The sequence below is a fragment of the Borreliella mayonii genome, assembly GCF_001945665.1.
GTDB classification, from domain to species: domain Bacteria; phylum Spirochaetota; class Spirochaetia; order Borreliales; family Borreliaceae; genus Borreliella; species Borreliella mayonii.
Map to the genome: position 1 here is coordinate 313,511 of NZ_CP015780.1, position 18,105 is coordinate 331,615.

An 18,105-nucleotide genomic window follows, 5' to 3' on the forward strand; every position below is an offset into this window, starting at 1 on the left:
CCATTATCATCTAAATGTAATTTAAAATTCTCTCAAGCCTATTAAACCTTGAGCCCTTAATGACAATAAAAACTGAAGGTTCCAAGCTTTTTAAAAAAAAATTAATAAATTTATCAAACTCGCTAAAGTAATATAAATACTTTTCAACTAAATTCTCAGAATCTCTAACATCTAAAAATTCTTCGCCAATTAGAAAAATTTTATCAAAATTCATTAAAACAGCCTCTTGAATTAAATCTTTGTGAGTTTTGTATGCAAATTCCCCAAGCTCTTTAAAAGACCCAAGAACTATAAATTTTTTGTTTTGGATATTAAGATCCAAAATCATATTTTTTAACGCCATAAAAGAACCCATATTGCCATTGTAAGAATCATTTAAAATCAAATATCCATTTTTTGTTAAAATTTCTGCCCTACCCTTTTGAAAAGCAGTTTCAACAAGGCCCTCTCTTATTTCTTTTTCTTTCATTCCTAAAAATAGGGCTAAATTAATACACCCTATTGCATTAAAAATATTATGTCGCCCCAGTAAAAAAATAGAGTATTCAAACCCTTTGTAAACAAAATCAAAAGAAAATTTCCCTTCCAAAAAAGAAAATGATTTGATATTAAGATTTTCAAAATCAAAATAAACAATTTTAACATTTGGATTTGCGATTTTTGCTCTTTTTTCAAGATAAACACAATAATCATTCATTTCATTTACAACAAAAATTTTAGTGTTTTTGCCAATTATTTTGCTCTTTTCAAAAGCAATAGCTTGTAATTCCTTGAAAGCTTGCATATGTGCACAGCTTATATTCGTAATAATAACAATTTCTGGTTTTAAAATTTGAGATAAAAGATCCATTTCTCCAACATAACTAACTCCAACTTCAAAAACAGCATATTCTTCATTACCATCTACCCTTAAAATACTAAGAGGAAGCCCAATGTCAGAATTTAAATTGCCCCAAGTTTTGTAAGTTTTATATTTTTTTGAAAGTATGCTATAAAGCATCTCTTTGGTTGTGGTTTTACCATTACTACCTGTAATAGCAATTCTTTTAAAACTTGTTCTTTCAATTAAAAAAGATGCTAAAGTTTGAAGAAGTTTTATTACATTGCTTGTAAGCAAAAAAACTAACTCTTCATCGTCATTCAAATATTTAATACACTCAGATTCATGATCTTTTGAGCATACAAAACATTTAACACCCAAATCAATTAAATATTTAACAAAAGAAAATCCATCTACTTTATTTCCCTTATATGCAAAATAAAGACTAACATTGATATTCTCATCCTTTATTTCGCGACTATCTAACGAGTAAAAAGATACAATTCTTTCAATATTTTTTATATTCCCCACAAACTTCACATCTTTAGAAGAGATTAAAATATCCTTAATCTTTATACGCACTCAAACCTCATTCTAAAATCTTTTACTCAATAAAAATATTTATATCTTTATTAGCTTTTTTTTCCAAATTTAATTCTCCAAAACAAAAACTCTCTATTCTATCAATATTTTCAAGTTCATATATTACTGTAAGTAGTCTTAAATTATCATCAATAATATTTTCCTGTTCATTGTCTAGGTTATTAAATTCTCTAAGCTTTACAACATATCTAAAATTTAAGTAAATATTAAAACACAATATCACTGTTAGTATCAAAATTAAAATACAATAAACTTCAAATTCAATCTTACTTATAATATTCATAATTTTTTTATAACTCTAAGTTTTGCGCTCCTTGAAGGTTTATTTTTTTTTATCTCATCAAAACTTGGAATAATGGGCTTTTTTGAAATCTTGGCATACAAATTGCAGCTTAAACTTCTAAAAAAATCTTTTACAATACGATCCTCTATTGAATGAAACGTAATAATAGCTAAAATTCCATCTTTGGCTAAATTTTCTACCCAAAAGGGCAAGCTCCTTTTAAGCCTAGCAAGCTCATCATTTACATAAATCCTTAACGCTTGAAAAGTTTTTGTAGCTGGATTTATTTTAACTTTTGAAAGAGGATAAACTTTGCTTATTATGGATTGCAACTCTTTTGTGGTTTGTATTTTTTTAGTTTTTCGATATTCTACAATAGCTTTAGAGATCCTTCTAGAATAATGCTCATTGCTTAAATTATAAATTAAAGCTTCAAGGTCATATTTACTAAAAGTGTTTACAATCTCAGCCGCACTGATTTTACAAGAAGAAGAACAAAGTCTCATATCTAAAGGCTCATCTTCAAGAAAAGAAAATCCCTTTTTACTACCCTTGTAATGAAACATAGAAATACCAAGATCAACTAAAATAAAATTGGCTTTGACATTTAAAGGGTAATTGACAAAAAAATTATCAAACCAATCATTAAAATATGTAATTCTCTCTTCAAAAATAAGAAGAAACTGCTTCGCTCTTTCTAAAATTTGAGGATCTCTTTCAATTCCAACCAAACTTAAAAAGTCATATTTCTCAAGAATCGCTTTTGCATGAACACCTTCTCCAAGAGTAGAATCAATATATATTAAATCACTTTTTACAGGTAAATCTTCTATAAGCTTAAAAATTGCATCAAGAAGCACTGGAAAATGAAAAGCATTATTATTCATTTAATTTAAACCTATAAATTATTTTTTTTTCATTTCCATAAACATCGCCATATTTTATTTTAAGCTCATTCCTACCCTTAATAAAATTAAGATCATTTATCTTAAGACATCCCCCATCTTTTTTAATATTCAAAATATCTAATCTATAATTTTTCTCTTGAGCTAAAGCATATGTATTATTAATCAAAAAAATATTTTGGAAATCTGAACGAAGAATGCTTTTATTATTCAAAATAGCTTCAAAATAATAAATTCCTTTAAGAGAATTCTCAAAAGATTCTACTTTTTGGGTATTAAAATATAACAAAAGACTGTATTGACCAGAATCAATATTTAAATTTATATTTTTTGATAATTCTAATCTTTCATCATCGCCCTTTCCTTTTAAAAAAACCCTGCCTAAAGTATAAACCGTCTCAGCAACTAAATTGTTCCTATTTTTGATAACAAACAAAGGATTGATAATCTTTTTAGCACCAGGATCATTAACTACTAAATCAATAACACTCTTTTCATCTTTTAAAAAGATCTTTCCAAGCTTATAAAAAAAACTCCCCAAAATCTCTAAATTTAAATTTAAATCATTATCAAAAATGATTAAAATACTACCATCCCTATTTAAACTATTTTTTGAATATAAAATTTTATAATTATTGGAAAAAACAGATACGGTCTTTTCCAAGGGTCTTAACCTTACTCCAATATTCAATTTATTATTATCCAACACACCAAAATCTTTAATTAAAGCAAACTTTTCATTATTTTTAAATTCCAAAAATGGATATAAATTTAAAATATTAAAGAAAAATATAAAAACAATTAAAATCACTGCGCCAATCCTAAATATTTTAAATCATTATTACTATTAAAATACAAAAGTCCCTTTCCAAATTCAACAAAAGAGCTTATTTCATCTTTAATAAAAATATTATCAAACAATTTAAAAGAATTTGCAGAATAAGTTTTTATATTAATAATTTTTTCATCCTCAGAATAAAAATATACTCTGTAAATATTTTGAAAATAATCATATGATGCTCTTAAAACAGAATTTTTATTTTCAACTTTAAATATTCTGCCACTTTTAATATTTATCACCACAAGCGAATTTTTTCCTTCAATAAACAAATTATGATAATCATCTATTTTTATAAAAGTCTCAAAACTATTAATAGCTAAATTGTTTAATTCTAAAATTTTTTTATAATTATTCTCTAAATCAATTATTTCTAAAAAATACTCAGAATTACCTTTTAGCGAAACCAAATATTTATTATCAGAACTTAATTTAACAAAACATGTTGGAAATTTTCTCTCTAAAAAATTTTCCATATAAATTATCTTACCTTGTTTGTATATATAAATCTCACCATTAGAAAGCCCTAAAACCAAAATCTCATTATTATAGTCCACACTTAAAATTGAAGACAAAAAATTGAGCATTAGTATATTATTTCCACTAGAATCATAAACCTCTAAAGTTTTATATAAATTGTTTAAAGTAAAAATTAAATTATTTATCGCAAAAACAAAATCCTTTAACTTGAGTGTAAATAAAAATTTATTGTTTTTAACAGAAAAAACAGAATAATCCTCACCAGAATTAAAAAGCACATAATAATAACCTGAATAACTTATTAGGTTATCACTTAAAAGAGAATAACAAGATTCTCTAAAATTAAGACTTAAAACCTTATTTGATACAAAAACATTCTTGCTTAAATTTATATTTTTACAATCAGATTTATTTTCAAAATTCTTAAAATCATAAAAATTAGATACATTCATAGTAGATCTTATAAAAAAATCAATCAAAATTATAAATAATAAAAACAAACTCAAGATCAAAAAAAATTTTAATTTCTTAAATTTAATAGTGCCCTCTTCTACATTAAAACTCAATATAACTACTTTCCCCTACCTTAATTTATCTATTTTACTTTAATTAAATCTGAGCTAAACTTTGAAGACCAAACTCCATGAAACCTTGAAAATTTTTCAGCAGCTTCTTTTTGAGAGGCTATGGTAGCCAAAACTCTTCCAGCTTCAAGATATGCAAGAGAATGAAGTCCAAATTCATGAGATCCACTAAGCTCATATTTGCTCCTTAAAATAAACGCCCCTTCTTCTAAAAGCTCCAACACTTTAATAAGATGTTCAAATTGAAATTTATAATAAGGACTCTCAAGTTTTAAATTTTTAGAAAAATCTCTAAAATCAATAATATTTTTAGAAAAAATAATAAACTTGAGATACATATCTTCAAGGAAAAAAAGCGTTTTAGAATCTTTTTTGCTAAAAATTTTAGCCAAATCAATTAAATAGCCTAATTTTTTAATAATTAAAAACCTCTCTTCAGGATTTAAATTAAGAGCCTGGGGCATTTCAATTAACTCTCTTGGGGTAATACTAAGAACAGGACTAATAACCAAACTAAAATCAGAAATCAATCCGGACAAAATTTTTTTTATAGAATAATTTACTTTCAATCTAGGCCTAGTATAAAAATAATTTAAAGAAGAAATATAGCTTAAAACATTTAAATTGAAATCAATAAGATTAAATGAAAGTTTAGCATTTGATGTAAATTCGCCAGTCTCCTTTATAGATGCTATATCATTTAAAGTTCTTAAAACAAGATCATTAATATACACTATTTTTTTATAATTTTCATTATCAATTAAATCCATAAACACCTGCCTAAAACTCATACAAAGGTGATTTATCAGCTATCTAATATATTGATTTTAGCAAAAAACATATTAAATATTTTAACAAGTTATAAATTTATAAAAAATACCCTTGAAACATTCTCTATGAGAATAAACAAAACATTAAAATACTTATAATAAATTATGTAGAATTCTAACTAATTTTTAAAATTACTAAGTCTTAAAACATACAAAATCCTCTAGCCTTATTAAAGATTAGATTAAATCAAACATTCAAATAAAAACCAAGAAAAATTTTTATTTAAAAGAACACTGCTTTAAAAAACATTAAGCTTACAATAATTTGTTTTTCAATCTTTTAACAAAAGTATCCGTACAAAATGAAACAAAATTTAAGCTTTGAGAAGAAATTTCAAATTCAAAAACAGCATCAACTCCAAAAGAACCAAAATTAATTCCATCTAAAAAAATTGATGCTGCTGCTATAAAATATTCTTTTGAAAAAGAAACAGAAAGTTTGCTTAATTTAGAGAACACAAAAGAACGATTATAAAGAGAATGGGGAGAAATAGGCGTAAGTAAAAATCCCTCAAGATCTGCTTCTAAAATAGGACCCCCTGATGAGAAGGAATACCCTGTTGAGCCTGTTGGAGTAGATACAATTATCCCATCACTTTTATATGATAAAAAACTCTCAGAATTAACCCTAAGATCTACATAAATCATTTTATTAAGAACACTTGAGCGAATAATAATATCGTTTAAAGCATATTTAGAAATAAAATCTTTGCCGTGCTGATAAACTGTTACATGAAGTAAAAATTTCTTATTAATAACCAAAGAATTGTTAAAAAATCTATCTATGACTTTTTTAAAATCTTCAATCTTAATATCTGCTAAAAACCCTACCTTGCCCATATTAATTGAAATAATTGGAATATTAATATTTCTATTTTCAAGAAGCAAATTAACAGCCAAAAGAACTGTCCCATCTCCCCCCAAAGTTATCAAAAAAAGAAAATTTTCTTTTGGGAAAGAAAATAACGGCCTACCAACATCTATTAACACTACCTCAACAAAATACTTGGTTTCCAAATAAACTTTAACATCATTGCCTAAAATACTAGCTCCCGACTTTAAAGTATTAATGCAAAGAAGAACTTTATTCTTCATGTTGATCTTTATAGGGAATATCGTCAAATTCGCATTTATCAAAAATTTTTGCAATATCAATTAGCACTAAATATTCACTCTCAAGATTATCAGCCTCGTCAAGCTTTACAACTCCGGATATATATTTTCTATCTAAAGTTTGCAAAGTGGCAGGAGGTTCCTGAACCCTAGAATCATCAAAGCTAATAACTTTAAGAACTCTATCAACAAAAATGCCTAAAAGTTTATTTTTAATTTTAACTATTAAGTATCCTGTTAAAAGCATATCTTCTTCTGTTATTGAAATAGAAGGAACCCCAAATTTAATATTTAAATTAATTAAAGGAATAATACTGCCTCTAAGATTATAAATACCTATAATATATTCAGGAACATTTGGTATAGCATAAACTCCTTCTGGTGGAACTTTAATAATTTCTCTAATATGCTCTATTGACACCCCATAACTTTCCTTGCCTATTTTAAAACCCGCAACTTGAAGCTGGGATTTACTGTCTTTAGAACTTTCTTTTCTAAACATATTTTATACCCTTCAATTAATGCTTATAACAATTTGATTAAATTACTACTTGCCAAAATTTTTACCTAAAAAATAAATTTCAAAAGAATTTTTCCTTACCGCCCTAGGTCTAATTTTTTTTACAAATTTAAAATATTTTTCAAACTTTTTAAAAATTTGCATCTCGTCTCCTCCCTGGAAAACTTTAACAAGCAAATTTCCTTTTTTAAGTAAAACTTCAAGAGATAAATCTATTATTCTCATGCTTAAATTAAAAGAATTGCTGGTATCTACAAGCCTATTTCCAGTAGTTTTGGGAGCAACATCGCTAATTATAAGGCTATAAGGCCTAAACGCATTAATTTTAAAAACTGTATCATCTAAAAAGATATCTCCCTTTATAAAGTAAAAATTATCAACGTAACTAAGACTAATATCATTAATATCAACAGACACCAGAACTCCTCTTTTAAGCTTTTTATAAGCATATTGAGAAAAGCTACCAGGCGATGCACCAATATCTAAAACATTCCCATAAGAAAATAAAGAAAACTTTTCATTAATTTCTATCAACTTGTACACAGATCTTGCCAAATACCCTTCTCTTTTGGCTTTTCTAGAATATTCATCATCCAAGCGATACACATTAATCCCTTTAATACACTTTATTATACTTTTTCATTATAATTCTTATTATGCAAAATAAACTATTTTTAAAAAATATTGAAAAAAATATTAATAAAATCTTTTCAACAACTAATTTTCTAAATTTATTTAAAGATAAAGATTTAAAATTTACTTTTAAAATAAAAAATGAAACCCTTGATTATATTAAAGCACCAGCAATTGAAATTATTAATAGAGGCGGAAAACGAATAAGGCCAATGATAATGATTCTTTTAGCATATGCATTGGGCTTAAAAGAAAAAAACACTAAATTAATATATAAATTAAGTTTACTACTTGAACTTCCCCATTCTGGAAGCTTGATTATTGACGACATTGAAGACAATTCGCTAAAAAGACGAGGCACATCTGCAATACATTTAATATATGGAATAGATAACAGTATAAATGCTGGAAATTTGATTTATTTTTTACCTGCAAAATTAATAGAAAAATCAAATTTAAAAGAAAATCAAAAATTACTAATTTATGAAAATTTCTTTACAACTCTTTCAAATCTTCACCTAGGACAAGGAATTGATATTAAATTTCACAATGAATCATACATCCCAAGCATTAAAGAATACATTTCTTTAGTAGAATTAAAAACAGCTTCACTTTTTGGAATGGCTAGCTTTTTAGCTGCAATACTCACAAATAATGAAGATAAAGCTAAAAAAATTTACAGTACATTTTTAAAGCTTGGTGTTTATTTTCAAATAATAGACGATATTAAAAATATTAAAAACAAAATTAATGGTAAAGAATTCGGAGATGATTTGCTTGAAGGGAAAAAAAGCTTGCCAATAATTTATTTTTTACAAGAAAAAAAATTTGAACCAAAAATTATTTCAAAATTTAATCAAATAAAAAATACCAAAAACACTAAATCAAAAAAAGAAATATTTAAACTAATAAAGATGATAAATTCATCAAAATCAATAAAAAACTCAACTATTATTGCCTTAAAATATTTAAACGAGTTTAAAAACGAACTCAATTTATACCCACTAACAAATAGATATAAAAATCTACTAATAGATACTATTGAACAAATAAAAGAAGGAATATGATGAGAAAAACAATAATAATGGCGCTTTTCTATGGCTTGATCACAAATATTTATCCTACAATAACATCAACATTAAAACTTGATGAACAAGAAAACAAATATACAATAGAAAAACTTTACCAAAAATCAATGTTGCTAAAAAATTCAAAAAAATATAAAAAAGCAATAGCAAGTCTAAAAAAAATAATTAACATGGATCAAAATCAAGTTGATGCTCATCTTTTACTCTCAGAATTAGAATATTTAAATAAAAACTGGAAGAAAGCAATTATTAAATCTCAAGATTACTTAAAAATAATAGACTTTAAAGATAAAAAGAACTTTTTAGATATCTCTTGGGCATACTTTTTAATAGGAGAAGTTGAAAATTCAATGGACTATATAATTAAATTTTTCCAAAGCGGCAAAGAATTGTTCAGGGAAAATATATTTATAGCAATTGATGCTCTTTTTAAAAAAAGTATTTATCATTTTATAAACAATGAAAATGCAGCATTTAATACAATATTATCCTCAACGTTTCAATTAACACTCAATGACGACACCTTGTTTATAATTTTTTTAAATAATTTAGAAATAATAAAACAAATACCTTTCTATTATTTTAATAGAAAAAAATTAGAAGAATTATATCTGCAAATCAGTACCCTGAAAAAAATTCAAAACACAATGTGCAGAACTTAATACTAATATTTATCTTTTCTCTTAATCAAAGAAACTAATATATTTATTATTATTGCTACATAAAATTGAAAAGAAAGAGAAAAATAAGAATTTATATACTCTTGAGTGCGAAAAAATTGATATTCAAAAAAAACTATCAAAAAAGAAATTGGAAAAATTAATAAAGGATTTGAAAATGCAATATAAAGAATGCAAATAGCAAGCCAACCATTGTTTAATCCTAAATTATAAGAGTAAGCATTAAGACTTACCGCAATAAATGAGCCGGCAATACTTGCTGCGAAAATTGATACAAAAATTGCAAAAGATTTAAAGAGATTGCTTATTTTCTCACCCAAAATGTCTTCATAATTCCCCGAAGAGATAAATTCAAAAACTGCTCTAATTCTTGAATAATTTATAACATAAACAGTAATAAATAAAAAAATGAAAAAAATAGCAATAAAGGCAATAATCTTGAAATTTCCAGATAAATTTAAAGTAAAGCCAGGAATAAAATTAAAATTACGCTTCATCAAATAATCAACAAAAAAATAACAAAAAATATTAATACCTATTCCTGCTATAAAAATATCATAATTTTTCTTTACTACAAAAGATAAAAAAAATCCAAACAAAAAGCTAATAAAAAGAGTGAAAATAATTGAAATAAAAATTCCATATCCTAAATAGATAAAAAAAGATGTTAAAAATATTGAAAGATACGAAATACCCTCAATAGATACATTTAAAAATCCTATTTTCTCTGTATAAAGAGCTCCAAGTGCTAAATACGAAAATACAAGAGCCTGCTCAAAAATACCAAACATCTACTTTTTCCTACCCTTAATCAAAAACAAAGAGATAAAAATTGCAATAGATTGACACAGCCCAATAAATTCATACTTAAAGTCATAATTTATATTAATAAAATTATTAAATTCGATTAATATTGAAAACAATAGGCTAAAAAACAATACATAAATATAATTAAATCCTGAAATCACAGCAACAATTAGACTACTCCAACCAAGCCCTGAGGTTAGCCCTAAAACCAAATACGGCTTAAAAAACACTACAAACATAGAGCCTGCAAGACCATTTAAAAAGGCGCTGCCAAATACAGCGAAAAACTTATATTTAAATTCATTTATATTAAAAAAAATATCTATCTTTTTTTTATTGCTTAATATTTCAAGCTGAAGTCCATAAATAGTTTTTTTATGCATAAAAACATAAAAAAGCCAAACTGACACACCAAGCAAAACCAAGTAAATAAGTGATGAATCTAAAGCAAATAAACTATTAATCCTTTTTGTCTGATTAGAAAAACTATCTGTTTTTAACATATTTAAAATAAATCCATCTACCAATCTTTGATTTCCATAAGATATTAAAAGACCTGTTAAAGCTCTATTTAATCCAAAGAAAAAAGTAATAAAAAAGGGAATAAGCCCTAAAAGTCCTACAAAAAAAGAACTTAAAAATATCAACCATATAAAATTAAAATAGGTTAATCCAAAAAAGCTTGAAAATATATAAACGAAAAATGCTCCAAAATAAACCTGACCCTCATTCCCAAGATTTAATGAATTACTCTTGGCGCAAGTGGCAATGCCAGTGGCCATGATTAAAAATAAAATAAAGCGCCAAGATATCATCTTGATATAAGAAAATTGAAAAAAATCACCAAAAAAATAGCTAATACTCAATATTGAAAAAGAAAAAATTAATGCCATAAAGCTATTTCTAAACAAGGTCATAAAAATAGCAATTCCTTTAATTTTTCTTTACTAATCTTTTCTCTAGATACGTTTAACAAAATTTCTCCCATTTTCATTGCTAAAATATTATCAGAGAGCAAAAGCAATTCATCTAAATTGGAAGTAATCAAAAGAACTGGCTTTTCTTTTGAATAATTACGAATAGCAACAGACATTTCATTATAAGCTTTGTGATCTAAATTACTCAAAGGAGAAAAACAAATTAAAAAACTTTTTGCAATATACATCTCTCTATAAAGAGCAAATTTCTTCAAAGTTCCTCCAGAAAATGCCAAAGATTTGGAATAAAGAATTTTATATATTTTCTCTTCGCTGTAAAATTCCATTTTTTTTTTAAAAAAATCTTTAATCTTATTAATGTAAGATTGCCTAATAAAAATTTTATTTTCAAAATTCATAAATTTAGCCAAAAAATTATCTAATATGCTGCTATTGTCGGGAAATAAATTGCCAATACCTAGGGGCAAAAATCCCGCTTTACACTCAAAAATATTTATTTGCTCATATCTAATGCCATCAATTTTTATGCATCCAACAAAAACAAGCTCTCCTAAGAATAATTTCTCCCAAGTTTTAATTACAGCTTCTTCACCAATTATTCCTAAAACACCCCTTTTATTTAAAGAAAAACTAACATCATATTTCCAAAAATCTTCGAAAAACAGATTAAATTTAATAGAATCTTTTTCAAATTTATTAAAATTAATATTTGCAAAAAATATTTTATCACTAGCGGATTCAAGTTTGCTTAAAATTGATTCTTTGTTTATCGTTCTAAAACACTTTCCATCTTTTAAAACAATAAACTCGTCGCTAAATTTTACAGCATCTGTGATCTCGCTATGAGTAATAAAAAGAGACGCAATTCCTGATTTTTTAAGCAATACAAGCAATTTTATAAAAGCTTGTGCTTCTTTTTGAGAAAAATACGCAGCACTCTCATCAAAAATAATTATTTTTGCATTCTCTTTAAGAGAAGCAATAATAAGCAAAAAATAAATCTCTTTAATATTTAAATCTTTAATTTTCTTATCTAAATCAAAAGAAATATTATAAAATTGCATAAGCCATTTATAATATTTATAGGTCTTAGATTTATTCATTGGCATGAAAAATGCATAACCAAACCAATATATACTCAAATATTCCCATACTCTTAAATTCATTTTCAAATTAGGAACTTGAGAAACAAGATAAATGCCGTTATTTTTAGCTTTATCTACATTCCAAATTTTTTGCTTAATGCCATTTATCAATATTTCACCATCATCAAATTCAATAAGTCCAGCAATAATCTTGGCTAGAGTGCTTTTCCCTTCTCCATTTTTACCAATTACTGTAAAAATTTTAACTTCTCCAATTTTTAAATTAATACTGTCTAAAATAGGCTTATCAATATCTGGGAAATACTTAACTATGTTTTTAAACTCTACCATTAATTTTGTTCCAAATTAATTTTTATACCATTTGCACTAACCTCTTCTATTTTTTTTAAAAGATTTTCTTTTAACTTTTGACTGGTTCGCTCTAAATAAAAAACATTCGAAATATTAAACAAAACTCCTTTATGTTTTATGCCAAAAATATCAGAATTTCCATAGTTAATCTCTGACTTAAGAGCCTTATCTAAAATATATGAAACATAATATTTTTGATTTGTAATTCCTGAGCCAATAATATTTTCTTTATTGTCTAAATAATCTTCGCTATCAAAAAGAACTGCAGAGACATTATTCTCTCTAACAGATGAAAGCACTCCTTCAACAGCAGGCCCCACAATAGGAAGTATTACCAAAGCTCCCGAATCCTTAATCAAAGAGTCTGATAACAATTTAGCTAAATTGCTATCATGCCAATTACCCAAAACTCGATAATAAACTTCAGATCTCATGCCAGTATCAAGAATGCCTTTTTTGAAATAACGATAAATATAATCTCTCATAACAGGATAATTCTGACCTGCAATCAAAGCAGCATTACCAAAGCCAGATTTAATAAACTCATTCAAAAAAAGACCTACATAATACCCCAAAATATATGCCTCTTCTGCAACATTATAAGAAACTGAATAAACTTGATTGTTGGTGTTTTTAACTAAAGAATCAAAAATGAGAAACTTAGTATGAGGATAATTATTAGAAACACTGTCGACAATGTCTTGCATAGCATTATTTGTAGTTATTAAAAAATCATATTTTTTTGAAGTTAATAATTTTTCAAGCATTTCTATCCACTCGCTTTGATTAAATCCAGCCTCTAAAACTTTAATTTCAAGATTTTCATGCTTTTTTTTAAATTCAAACAAAGAGTCATACATTTCTTTATAAGATGGAGATCCTGAAATAACCCCAGGAATAAATAAAGCAATATTAGTTTTACCAGAAATATCAACCTTTCGATTCTTTAAAAAAATTAAATAAACAAATAAATATAAATGAAATATTGTAAATAAAATCCAAAATACTTTAAAAAATACTTTTTTACTCATAAAAATAAAACATCCTTTTATTAATTATTATTAAATTTACCTTAATGTCATAAATGTCAAATAAAAAAATCAATAACAAGCTATTAAAATAAAACTGCCAAAACTAATTAAAAAATTAATTATCCGAACATCTAAAGAACACATTTTTCCCCCTTATTATAAGATTTTGGCAAAAAAATTCTGAAACCAAATTAAAAATATTAAGCAAATTCTGAATGTGAATTTTAAATTCCGTTGAATAATATAATAAAATTTGAAAATTTTTCATTTTTTTTAAATACCCGATATTAATAGTTTTAAATGGCTGATAAAAATAAATACGTTAATTTCTTCTTCTATTTGAATTTTAAAAGAATATATCATTTCAACAAATAACTTTAACATAAAGCTAAATATGTAAAAATCAAAACTCTCTAGGACGCAATAAATGCAATTCATTAACATTTAAATTACTAGTAATATCATCATTTGAACGTCTTAAATACATCTTTAAAGAATGGATTGTTTTAATAAAATTGTTTTTTAAAACATTTTTATTAGCTTTGTAATCTTTTAAAAATTTTGAAATGGGCCCGTGAACAGTTGTTGAATTATCAAAAAAAGTAGAAAAATATTTCAAAACATCATCTACAAAATAAAACCTATTAGCCAAATCAACAAAATTATTAAAAAGCACTCCAATTCTACCCTTTAAATAATTAACATTTTTAATCATATCAACCCTGTTACCAAATTTATAATTTTTATCTTCCAGGCTCCATTTTGAATATATAGAATTAAATTTAAAATCTTTCATTAAATAATTATACATAAAATTAAATCTAAAACTATCTTCAATATATTTTAAAATGAAAAAATATAAAACCCTTTTATTTAAAGACATAAAATTATCTTTAGCCATCCTTATAAAATTTTGATTAACACCCTTTAAAGTACCTTCATTAACTTTGTGTAAAAAAGAATTTCCATTAAAAAGCAAAAGACTAGTATTGGGAAAAATTAAATATTCGGATTTATTAATGTGCCTGACGCTACCCTTGTAAACATTAATAAAACAATTATTAAAATAATCGCTATTGACATAAAATTTTGAAACATTTTCGGCTTTAAATAGATTATTGTCTATTATAACAGAGAATGAAGATCCTTTAACAATGTTATGAATTATAGCATCAACACTTCCTTTAAATAAATATACTTTTGCATCTTGCAAATCTTTAAGAGAAGAATAAAACACAAAACTATTTGTATTGGAATAAAAAATTAAATCTGCAGAAATACCATTTATTTCATATAAATTTATTTTTAGCTTTGAATTTTCTCCAACCTCAATAAAATCATACTCAAAAATTTCGTCATCTAAATCCAGCTTGACAGGAAATGTATTTCTAATAACACTAACTTTGCCTTCTATTTCTTTTACAACTGCCACTTGAGAAAATAAAGCCCTACTTGAAAGCAATATTAAAAGGATAAAATGATATATTCTAAAAATATAGTTCTCCTGATCTTTGAAAAACTCATAAATTTAATTATACCTTGTTTTACATAAATTTATTATACTTTGAACAATAATGAAAAAGAAGTATAATTTAATTTAAGAATTAAAAATATTAAGTTTTTGTTGACATACTATAATTGCTATGCTAATAAAATAGTAAAAGCTTTAATATTTAGAGATTCTTACTTTAAAGATTAATAGAAGCCAAGTTATTAGAAGGGTGTATTTATGAATACAAATAATAAATTAATATCACTGCTGCGCATTGTAGTAGTAATCTCTTTTATCGCATGCAAAACGCCTCCAGAATCAAGAGAGAGTAAAAATGCTAAAATTGCACAACCAGATAATAAAAATTTCCAATTAAGAGATATAAAAGACATTAAAAATGAACTAATAAAAGAGCGGGGACATCTTTTTTATTCCAAAGAGTTTAATGAAGCTGAAAGATTAGAAGAAGCAATGAAACAAAGTTTTTTTAAAAAAAAAGCAATAGAAGGAAATGAAATTGCACTAAAAGTACTTGAAAGATACAAAACTATAATAAAAGAAACAAGGGAAAAAAAAGAAAAAACAAATTATCTTAAAGAAAATATTGAAAAGTATCTAAACGATGCAGAAGCAAATGAGGCATATATATGGATTCCGCTAGAAATCGACGAAGTAAATAACTTATATTTTGAAGCAACAAGAAAATATAAAAATTATGATCTTGACAGTGCCCTTGACATGTATAGCAAGGCCTTTAACAGAGCACAACAAGCAGCAAAAAATGCCAAAGAAGCTAAAGCTTTAAAAGAAACTGATGAGAGAATGTATAAACAATTAAAAGCGCTTGAAGCGGCTTCCAACTTACCAATTTATAGCAATAATAAGCTTATAAAGCCATCTCCATGGAATGGTAGAGCATTTATTAAAGAAAAAAACAGTCACTTAAACCTTTTAAATGTTAATAAAAACAATTATCTTCTCGGAGAAGCAGAAACTCCAATTCCAATAGTACTAGCATACGAAGAAAGGGTGGAAATAGCAAAAAACTCTAAGCCACAAGAACAATTCAAAACACTAGAACTTATTGAACGATCTAGAAAATTATGGGAAAAAGGAGTTGAAGCTAAACATGTTAAAAACTTTAGACTTGCCAATGAATTATTTCTAGAATCTGCAAGATACCTTGAAGCTTATCAAAGCAATGCAAGCAGCGAGCTTTATGTAATAAAAATAGGCAATACCTTATGGGGCATTTCTAAAAAATTATACAACGATCCTTACTTATGGCCAAAAATTTGGTTTGCAAACAGACAAAAAATACAAAATCCAGATCTAATTCATTCTAACTGGAAGATAATAATTCCTGCCAAATAAAGCAAAAACAATCATATAGCAAAGCAAGGCTTAAAAGGCCTTGCTTTCTTGTTTTATATCTAATAAAATTAAACAATAAAAACATTCTAAAAGAGACAAAAATGAAGAAACTAATATTACTAAACTTAATATTTATTTCCTGCTATACAATTAACTTAAAAAAATTAACAAAACAAACTCCTTATGGAATTTATCTCAGAGAAGCTCAAAAAGCTATCAATGTTAATGATTATAACTCTGCTTTAAAAGCATACGAAAAAATGATTCAAAATTTCAATCATAATCCAAATATAGTTGCTACTGGTAAATATGAAATCGCATTCATATACTATACAACAAACAAAATAGAAAAAGCAAAAAAAATCTTTGAAGATCTAATAGAAAATAATATGGAAATGCCTAAATGGATCAAACCTTTAGCTAAAAAAATATTAAATAAAATAGAAAATAATAATTTAAAAAAATAAAAATTTTTACTGGAATATTATTCCATAAATTGTAATATCTTTTTCCTTTGCGGAATTGATAACGTCTTTATAAACAACAGACCCTCTTGGATACTCATGAGGAGGTGCATCTCCTATAACAATAATAAATCTTCTTTCTGCCCGCCAATCAAACTGAGTTATGGCAGCATCAATTCCCTCAAACACAGCCTCTGGATAATCTCCACCGCCACCAACATTAACATATTTAAGAATATTATTTAAATAAGGAATAGTATTAAAATCAAAAGCTTTGGTTAAAAAATCTTCAAGATAGTCCTTATAAAAAACAAGACCTATCCTGTAGGATTTAAACTTTTGAAGTTGAGGTTCTATTATTGAGAATAAATGCTCTTTTAGAATCTCAATATTACCTTTCATACTATCAGTAACGTCAACTACAAGCACTAGATCTAAATCATAAACTGAATCTTCTGAGTTTTTTAAAATTTTGTTTATTTTATCAACAATATCAATGCCATTATTAGCAACAATAACCTCATCTGAAAATTTTGTAAAAGTATCTTTTAATTCATTAAACTCAATTTTTCCTTGATTTTGGGTATCCTTGAAAAGCAATTCATAAGCATTATCTTGATACCTACCTAAATAATCATTATATTTTTTCTCAAAAGATCTTATAGAAAACCAAAAGGGCTCTTTTTTACTTTTTAATATTTCTAAGTCAATCTCACCACTTCTTGTTGAAAAATTTGGAAATCCATATTTTAATTTTTTTGGAATCAATATATGAAAAGCTTCTCCAAACTTTTTATTAGGAACAGGAGTGGAAGATGTTAATGATAAAAGTTCTTTATTCTTAATAACTCTTCCATTTAAAATCCGAATTTCATCTCCATTAACCTTATTATAACTTAATGTACGAAATGAATAAGTAGCCACATCTTTTTTCTTGTCAGGAATCTCAAAAGATTCTGTTAATATTACCGATTTGATTGAAGGTTTTTTTCTAATAAAAAGATGAAATCCTTCTTCATGAGCTTCAACATAAACATCATCAATACCTATTTTTAAAGAACTATCTTCAAGTCCAAACAAACAAAAACTAATAAAAAGAAATAAAAAAATTTTCTTCATAAGGAAAATACCCTCATAAATAACTCAAAACCAATAAATAATATCT

General features: G+C 25.6%; 19 protein-coding genes. 4 read left to right on the plus strand and 15 right to left on the minus strand.

All coding sequences use genetic code 11. From position 1 onward, the window contains the following. Nucleotides 1–10: 10 nt before the first annotated feature. The 9 genes from Bmayo_RS01515 to Bmayo_RS01555 all read right to left on the minus strand — a co-directional run bounded on the left by Bmayo_RS01515 (nucleotide 11) and on the right by Bmayo_RS01555 (nucleotide 7,582). Nucleotides 11–1,402 carry a UDP-N-acetylmuramoyl-tripeptide--D-alanyl-D-alanine ligase gene (locus tag Bmayo_RS01515; RefSeq protein ID WP_075552003.1) on the minus strand — a complete coding sequence of 464 codons (1,392 nt, stop codon included), beginning with the start codon at nucleotides 1,400–1,402 and terminating at the stop codon, nucleotides 11–13. A gap of 22 nt (nucleotides 1,403–1,424) precedes the next feature. After that, complete coding sequence (locus Bmayo_RS01520) at nucleotides 1,425–1,706, minus strand: hypothetical protein (protein ID WP_075552004.1); 282 nt, start codon at nucleotides 1,704–1,706, stop codon at nucleotides 1,425–1,427. After that, complete coding sequence (gene rsmH, locus Bmayo_RS01525; protein ID WP_075552005.1) at nucleotides 1,703–2,593, minus strand: 16S rRNA (cytosine(1402)-N(4))-methyltransferase RsmH; 891 nt, start codon at nucleotides 2,591–2,593, stop codon at nucleotides 1,703–1,705. Before rsmH ends, Bmayo_RS01520 begins: the two co-directional genes overlap by 4 nt. Beyond that, nucleotides 2,586–3,422: a hypothetical protein gene (locus tag Bmayo_RS01530; protein ID WP_075552006.1), complete on the minus strand. Its 837-nt coding sequence runs from the start codon at nucleotides 3,420–3,422 to the stop codon at nucleotides 2,586–2,588. Before Bmayo_RS01530 ends, rsmH begins: the two co-directional genes overlap by 8 nt. Next, nucleotides 3,419–4,495, minus strand: a complete 1,077-nt coding sequence (locus Bmayo_RS01535; RefSeq protein ID WP_075552007.1) for a TP_0783 family beta-propeller protein — start codon at nucleotides 4,493–4,495, stop codon at nucleotides 3,419–3,421. Before Bmayo_RS01535 ends, Bmayo_RS01530 begins: the two co-directional genes overlap by 4 nt. Before the next feature lie 29 nt (nucleotides 4,496–4,524). Next, the gene (locus Bmayo_RS01540; protein WP_075552008.1) at nucleotides 4,525–5,283 is read right to left on the minus strand and encodes a TP0443 family flagellar-associated protein; all 759 of its coding nucleotides are present in this window, start codon (nucleotides 5,281–5,283) and stop codon (nucleotides 4,525–4,527) included. A 315-nt stretch (nucleotides 5,284–5,598) separates the two neighbouring features. After that, nucleotides 5,599–6,438: an NAD(+)/NADH kinase gene (locus tag Bmayo_RS01545; RefSeq protein WP_075552009.1), complete on the minus strand. Its 840-nt coding sequence runs from the start codon at nucleotides 6,436–6,438 to the stop codon at nucleotides 5,599–5,601. After that, the gene (locus tag Bmayo_RS01550; protein WP_075552010.1) at nucleotides 6,428–6,958 is read right to left on the minus strand and encodes a chemotaxis protein CheW; all 531 of its coding nucleotides are present in this window, start codon (nucleotides 6,956–6,958) and stop codon (nucleotides 6,428–6,430) included. Before Bmayo_RS01550 ends, Bmayo_RS01545 begins: the two co-directional genes overlap by 11 nt. 45 nt (nucleotides 6,959–7,003) lie before the next feature. Next, nucleotides 7,004–7,582, minus strand: coding sequence for an SAM-dependent methyltransferase (locus Bmayo_RS01555; RefSeq protein WP_075552011.1), 579 nt, complete (start codon nucleotides 7,580–7,582; stop codon nucleotides 7,004–7,006). A 50-nt stretch (nucleotides 7,583–7,632) separates the two neighbouring features. Between Bmayo_RS01555 and Bmayo_RS01560 the strand changes: the two genes are divergently transcribed. Together Bmayo_RS01560 and Bmayo_RS01565 are read left to right on the plus strand one after the other, a co-directional pair. Beyond that, nucleotides 7,633–8,676 carry a polyprenyl synthetase family protein gene (locus Bmayo_RS01560; protein ID WP_075552012.1) on the plus strand — a complete coding sequence of 348 codons (1,044 nt, stop codon included), beginning with the start codon at nucleotides 7,633–7,635 and terminating at the stop codon, nucleotides 8,674–8,676. Beyond that, on the plus strand, nucleotides 8,676–9,359 hold the full coding sequence (locus Bmayo_RS01565; RefSeq protein WP_075552013.1) for a tetratricopeptide repeat protein: 684 nt from the start codon (nucleotides 8,676–8,678) through the stop codon (nucleotides 9,357–9,359). The genes Bmayo_RS01560 and Bmayo_RS01565 overlap by 1 nt, the downstream gene beginning before the upstream one ends. Nucleotides 9,360–9,361: 2 nt before the next feature. Here Bmayo_RS01565 and Bmayo_RS01570 read toward each other — a convergent pair whose 3' ends face one another. The 5 genes from Bmayo_RS01570 to Bmayo_RS01595 form a co-directional block, all read right to left on the minus strand. Beyond that, the gene (locus Bmayo_RS01570; protein WP_075552014.1) at nucleotides 9,362–10,168 is read right to left on the minus strand and encodes an ABC transporter permease; all 807 of its coding nucleotides are present in this window, start codon (nucleotides 10,166–10,168) and stop codon (nucleotides 9,362–9,364) included. After that, a complete protein-coding gene (locus Bmayo_RS01575; RefSeq protein ID WP_075552015.1) occupies nucleotides 10,169–11,101 on the minus strand; it encodes an ABC transporter permease in 933 nt (310 codons plus the stop codon). It abuts the gene before it with no gap. Then, nucleotides 11,098–12,558, minus strand: a complete 1,461-nt coding sequence (locus Bmayo_RS01580; RefSeq protein ID WP_075552016.1) for an ATP-binding cassette domain-containing protein — start codon at nucleotides 12,556–12,558, stop codon at nucleotides 11,098–11,100. Before Bmayo_RS01580 ends, Bmayo_RS01575 begins: the two co-directional genes overlap by 4 nt. Then, entirely contained in the window at nucleotides 12,558–13,610 is a 1,053-nt protein-coding gene (locus tag Bmayo_RS01585; protein WP_075552017.1) for a BMP family ABC transporter substrate-binding protein, read from the minus strand. The genes Bmayo_RS01580 and Bmayo_RS01585 overlap by 1 nt, the downstream gene beginning before the upstream one ends. A 403-nt stretch (nucleotides 13,611–14,013) precedes the next feature. Then, on the minus strand, nucleotides 14,014–15,072 hold the full coding sequence (locus Bmayo_RS01595; RefSeq protein ID WP_075552018.1) for a hypothetical protein: 1,059 nt from the start codon (nucleotides 15,070–15,072) through the stop codon (nucleotides 14,014–14,016). Nucleotides 15,073–15,339: 267 nt separating this feature from the next. Here Bmayo_RS01595 and Bmayo_RS01600 point away from each other — a divergent pair, with 267 nt between their 5' ends. Together Bmayo_RS01600 and Bmayo_RS01605 are read left to right on the plus strand one after the other, a co-directional pair. Then, nucleotides 15,340–16,476 (plus strand): LysM peptidoglycan-binding domain-containing protein, encoded by a 1,137-nt coding sequence (locus Bmayo_RS01600; protein WP_075552019.1) that lies wholly within the window; start codon nucleotides 15,340–15,342, stop codon nucleotides 16,474–16,476. A gap of 101 nt (nucleotides 16,477–16,577) precedes the next feature. Beyond that, entirely contained in the window at nucleotides 16,578–16,943 is a 366-nt protein-coding gene (locus tag Bmayo_RS01605; RefSeq protein WP_075552020.1) for a tetratricopeptide repeat protein, read from the plus strand. Nucleotides 16,944–16,949: 6 nt separating this feature from the next. On the opposite strand, the gene Bmayo_RS01610 is transcribed toward Bmayo_RS01605, so the two are convergent. Beyond that, nucleotides 16,950–18,059, minus strand: coding sequence for a VWA domain-containing protein (locus Bmayo_RS01610; protein ID WP_075552021.1), 1,110 nt, complete (start codon nucleotides 18,057–18,059; stop codon nucleotides 16,950–16,952). Nucleotides 18,060–18,105: the final 46 nt, after the last annotated feature.

Coding starts and splice junctions, on each gene's coding strand:
- Bmayo_RS01580 (WP_075552016.1), bottom strand. CDS start 12,558: ATGGTAGAGTTTAAAAACATAGTTAAGTATTTCCCAGATATTGATAAG.
- Bmayo_RS01585 (WP_075552017.1), bottom strand. CDS start 13,610: ATGAGTAAAAAAGTATTTTTTAAAGTATTTTGGATTTTATTTACAATA.
- Bmayo_RS01565 (WP_075552013.1), top strand. CDS start 8,676: ATGAGAAAAACAATAATAATGGCGCTTTTCTATGGCTTGATCACAAAT.
- Bmayo_RS01570 (WP_075552014.1), bottom strand. CDS start 10,168: ATGTTTGGTATTTTTGAGCAGGCTCTTGTATTTTCGTATTTAGCACTT.
- Bmayo_RS01610 (WP_075552021.1), bottom strand. CDS start 18,059: ATGAAGAAAATTTTTTTATTTCTTTTTATTAGTTTTTGTTTGTTTGGA.
- Bmayo_RS01605 (WP_075552020.1), top strand. CDS start 16,578: ATGAAGAAACTAATATTACTAAACTTAATATTTATTTCCTGCTATACA.
- Bmayo_RS01540 (WP_075552008.1), bottom strand. CDS start 5,283: ATGGATTTAATTGATAATGAAAATTATAAAAAAATAGTGTATATTAAT.
- Bmayo_RS01600 (WP_075552019.1), top strand. CDS start 15,340: ATGAATACAAATAATAAATTAATATCACTGCTGCGCATTGTAGTAGTA.
- Bmayo_RS01545 (WP_075552009.1), bottom strand. CDS start 6,438: ATGAAGAATAAAGTTCTTCTTTGCATTAATACTTTAAAGTCGGGAGCT.
- rsmH (WP_075552005.1), bottom strand. CDS start 2,593: ATGAATAATAATGCTTTTCATTTTCCAGTGCTTCTTGATGCAATTTTT.
- Bmayo_RS01520 (WP_075552004.1), bottom strand. CDS start 1,706: ATGAATATTATAAGTAAGATTGAATTTGAAGTTTATTGTATTTTAATT.
- Bmayo_RS01550 (WP_075552010.1), bottom strand. CDS start 6,958: ATGTTTAGAAAAGAAAGTTCTAAAGACAGTAAATCCCAGCTTCAAGTT.
- Bmayo_RS01560 (WP_075552012.1), top strand. CDS start 7,633: ATGCAAAATAAACTATTTTTAAAAAATATTGAAAAAAATATTAATAAA.
- Bmayo_RS01575 (WP_075552015.1), bottom strand. CDS start 11,101: ATGACCTTGTTTAGAAATAGCTTTATGGCATTAATTTTTTCTTTTTCA.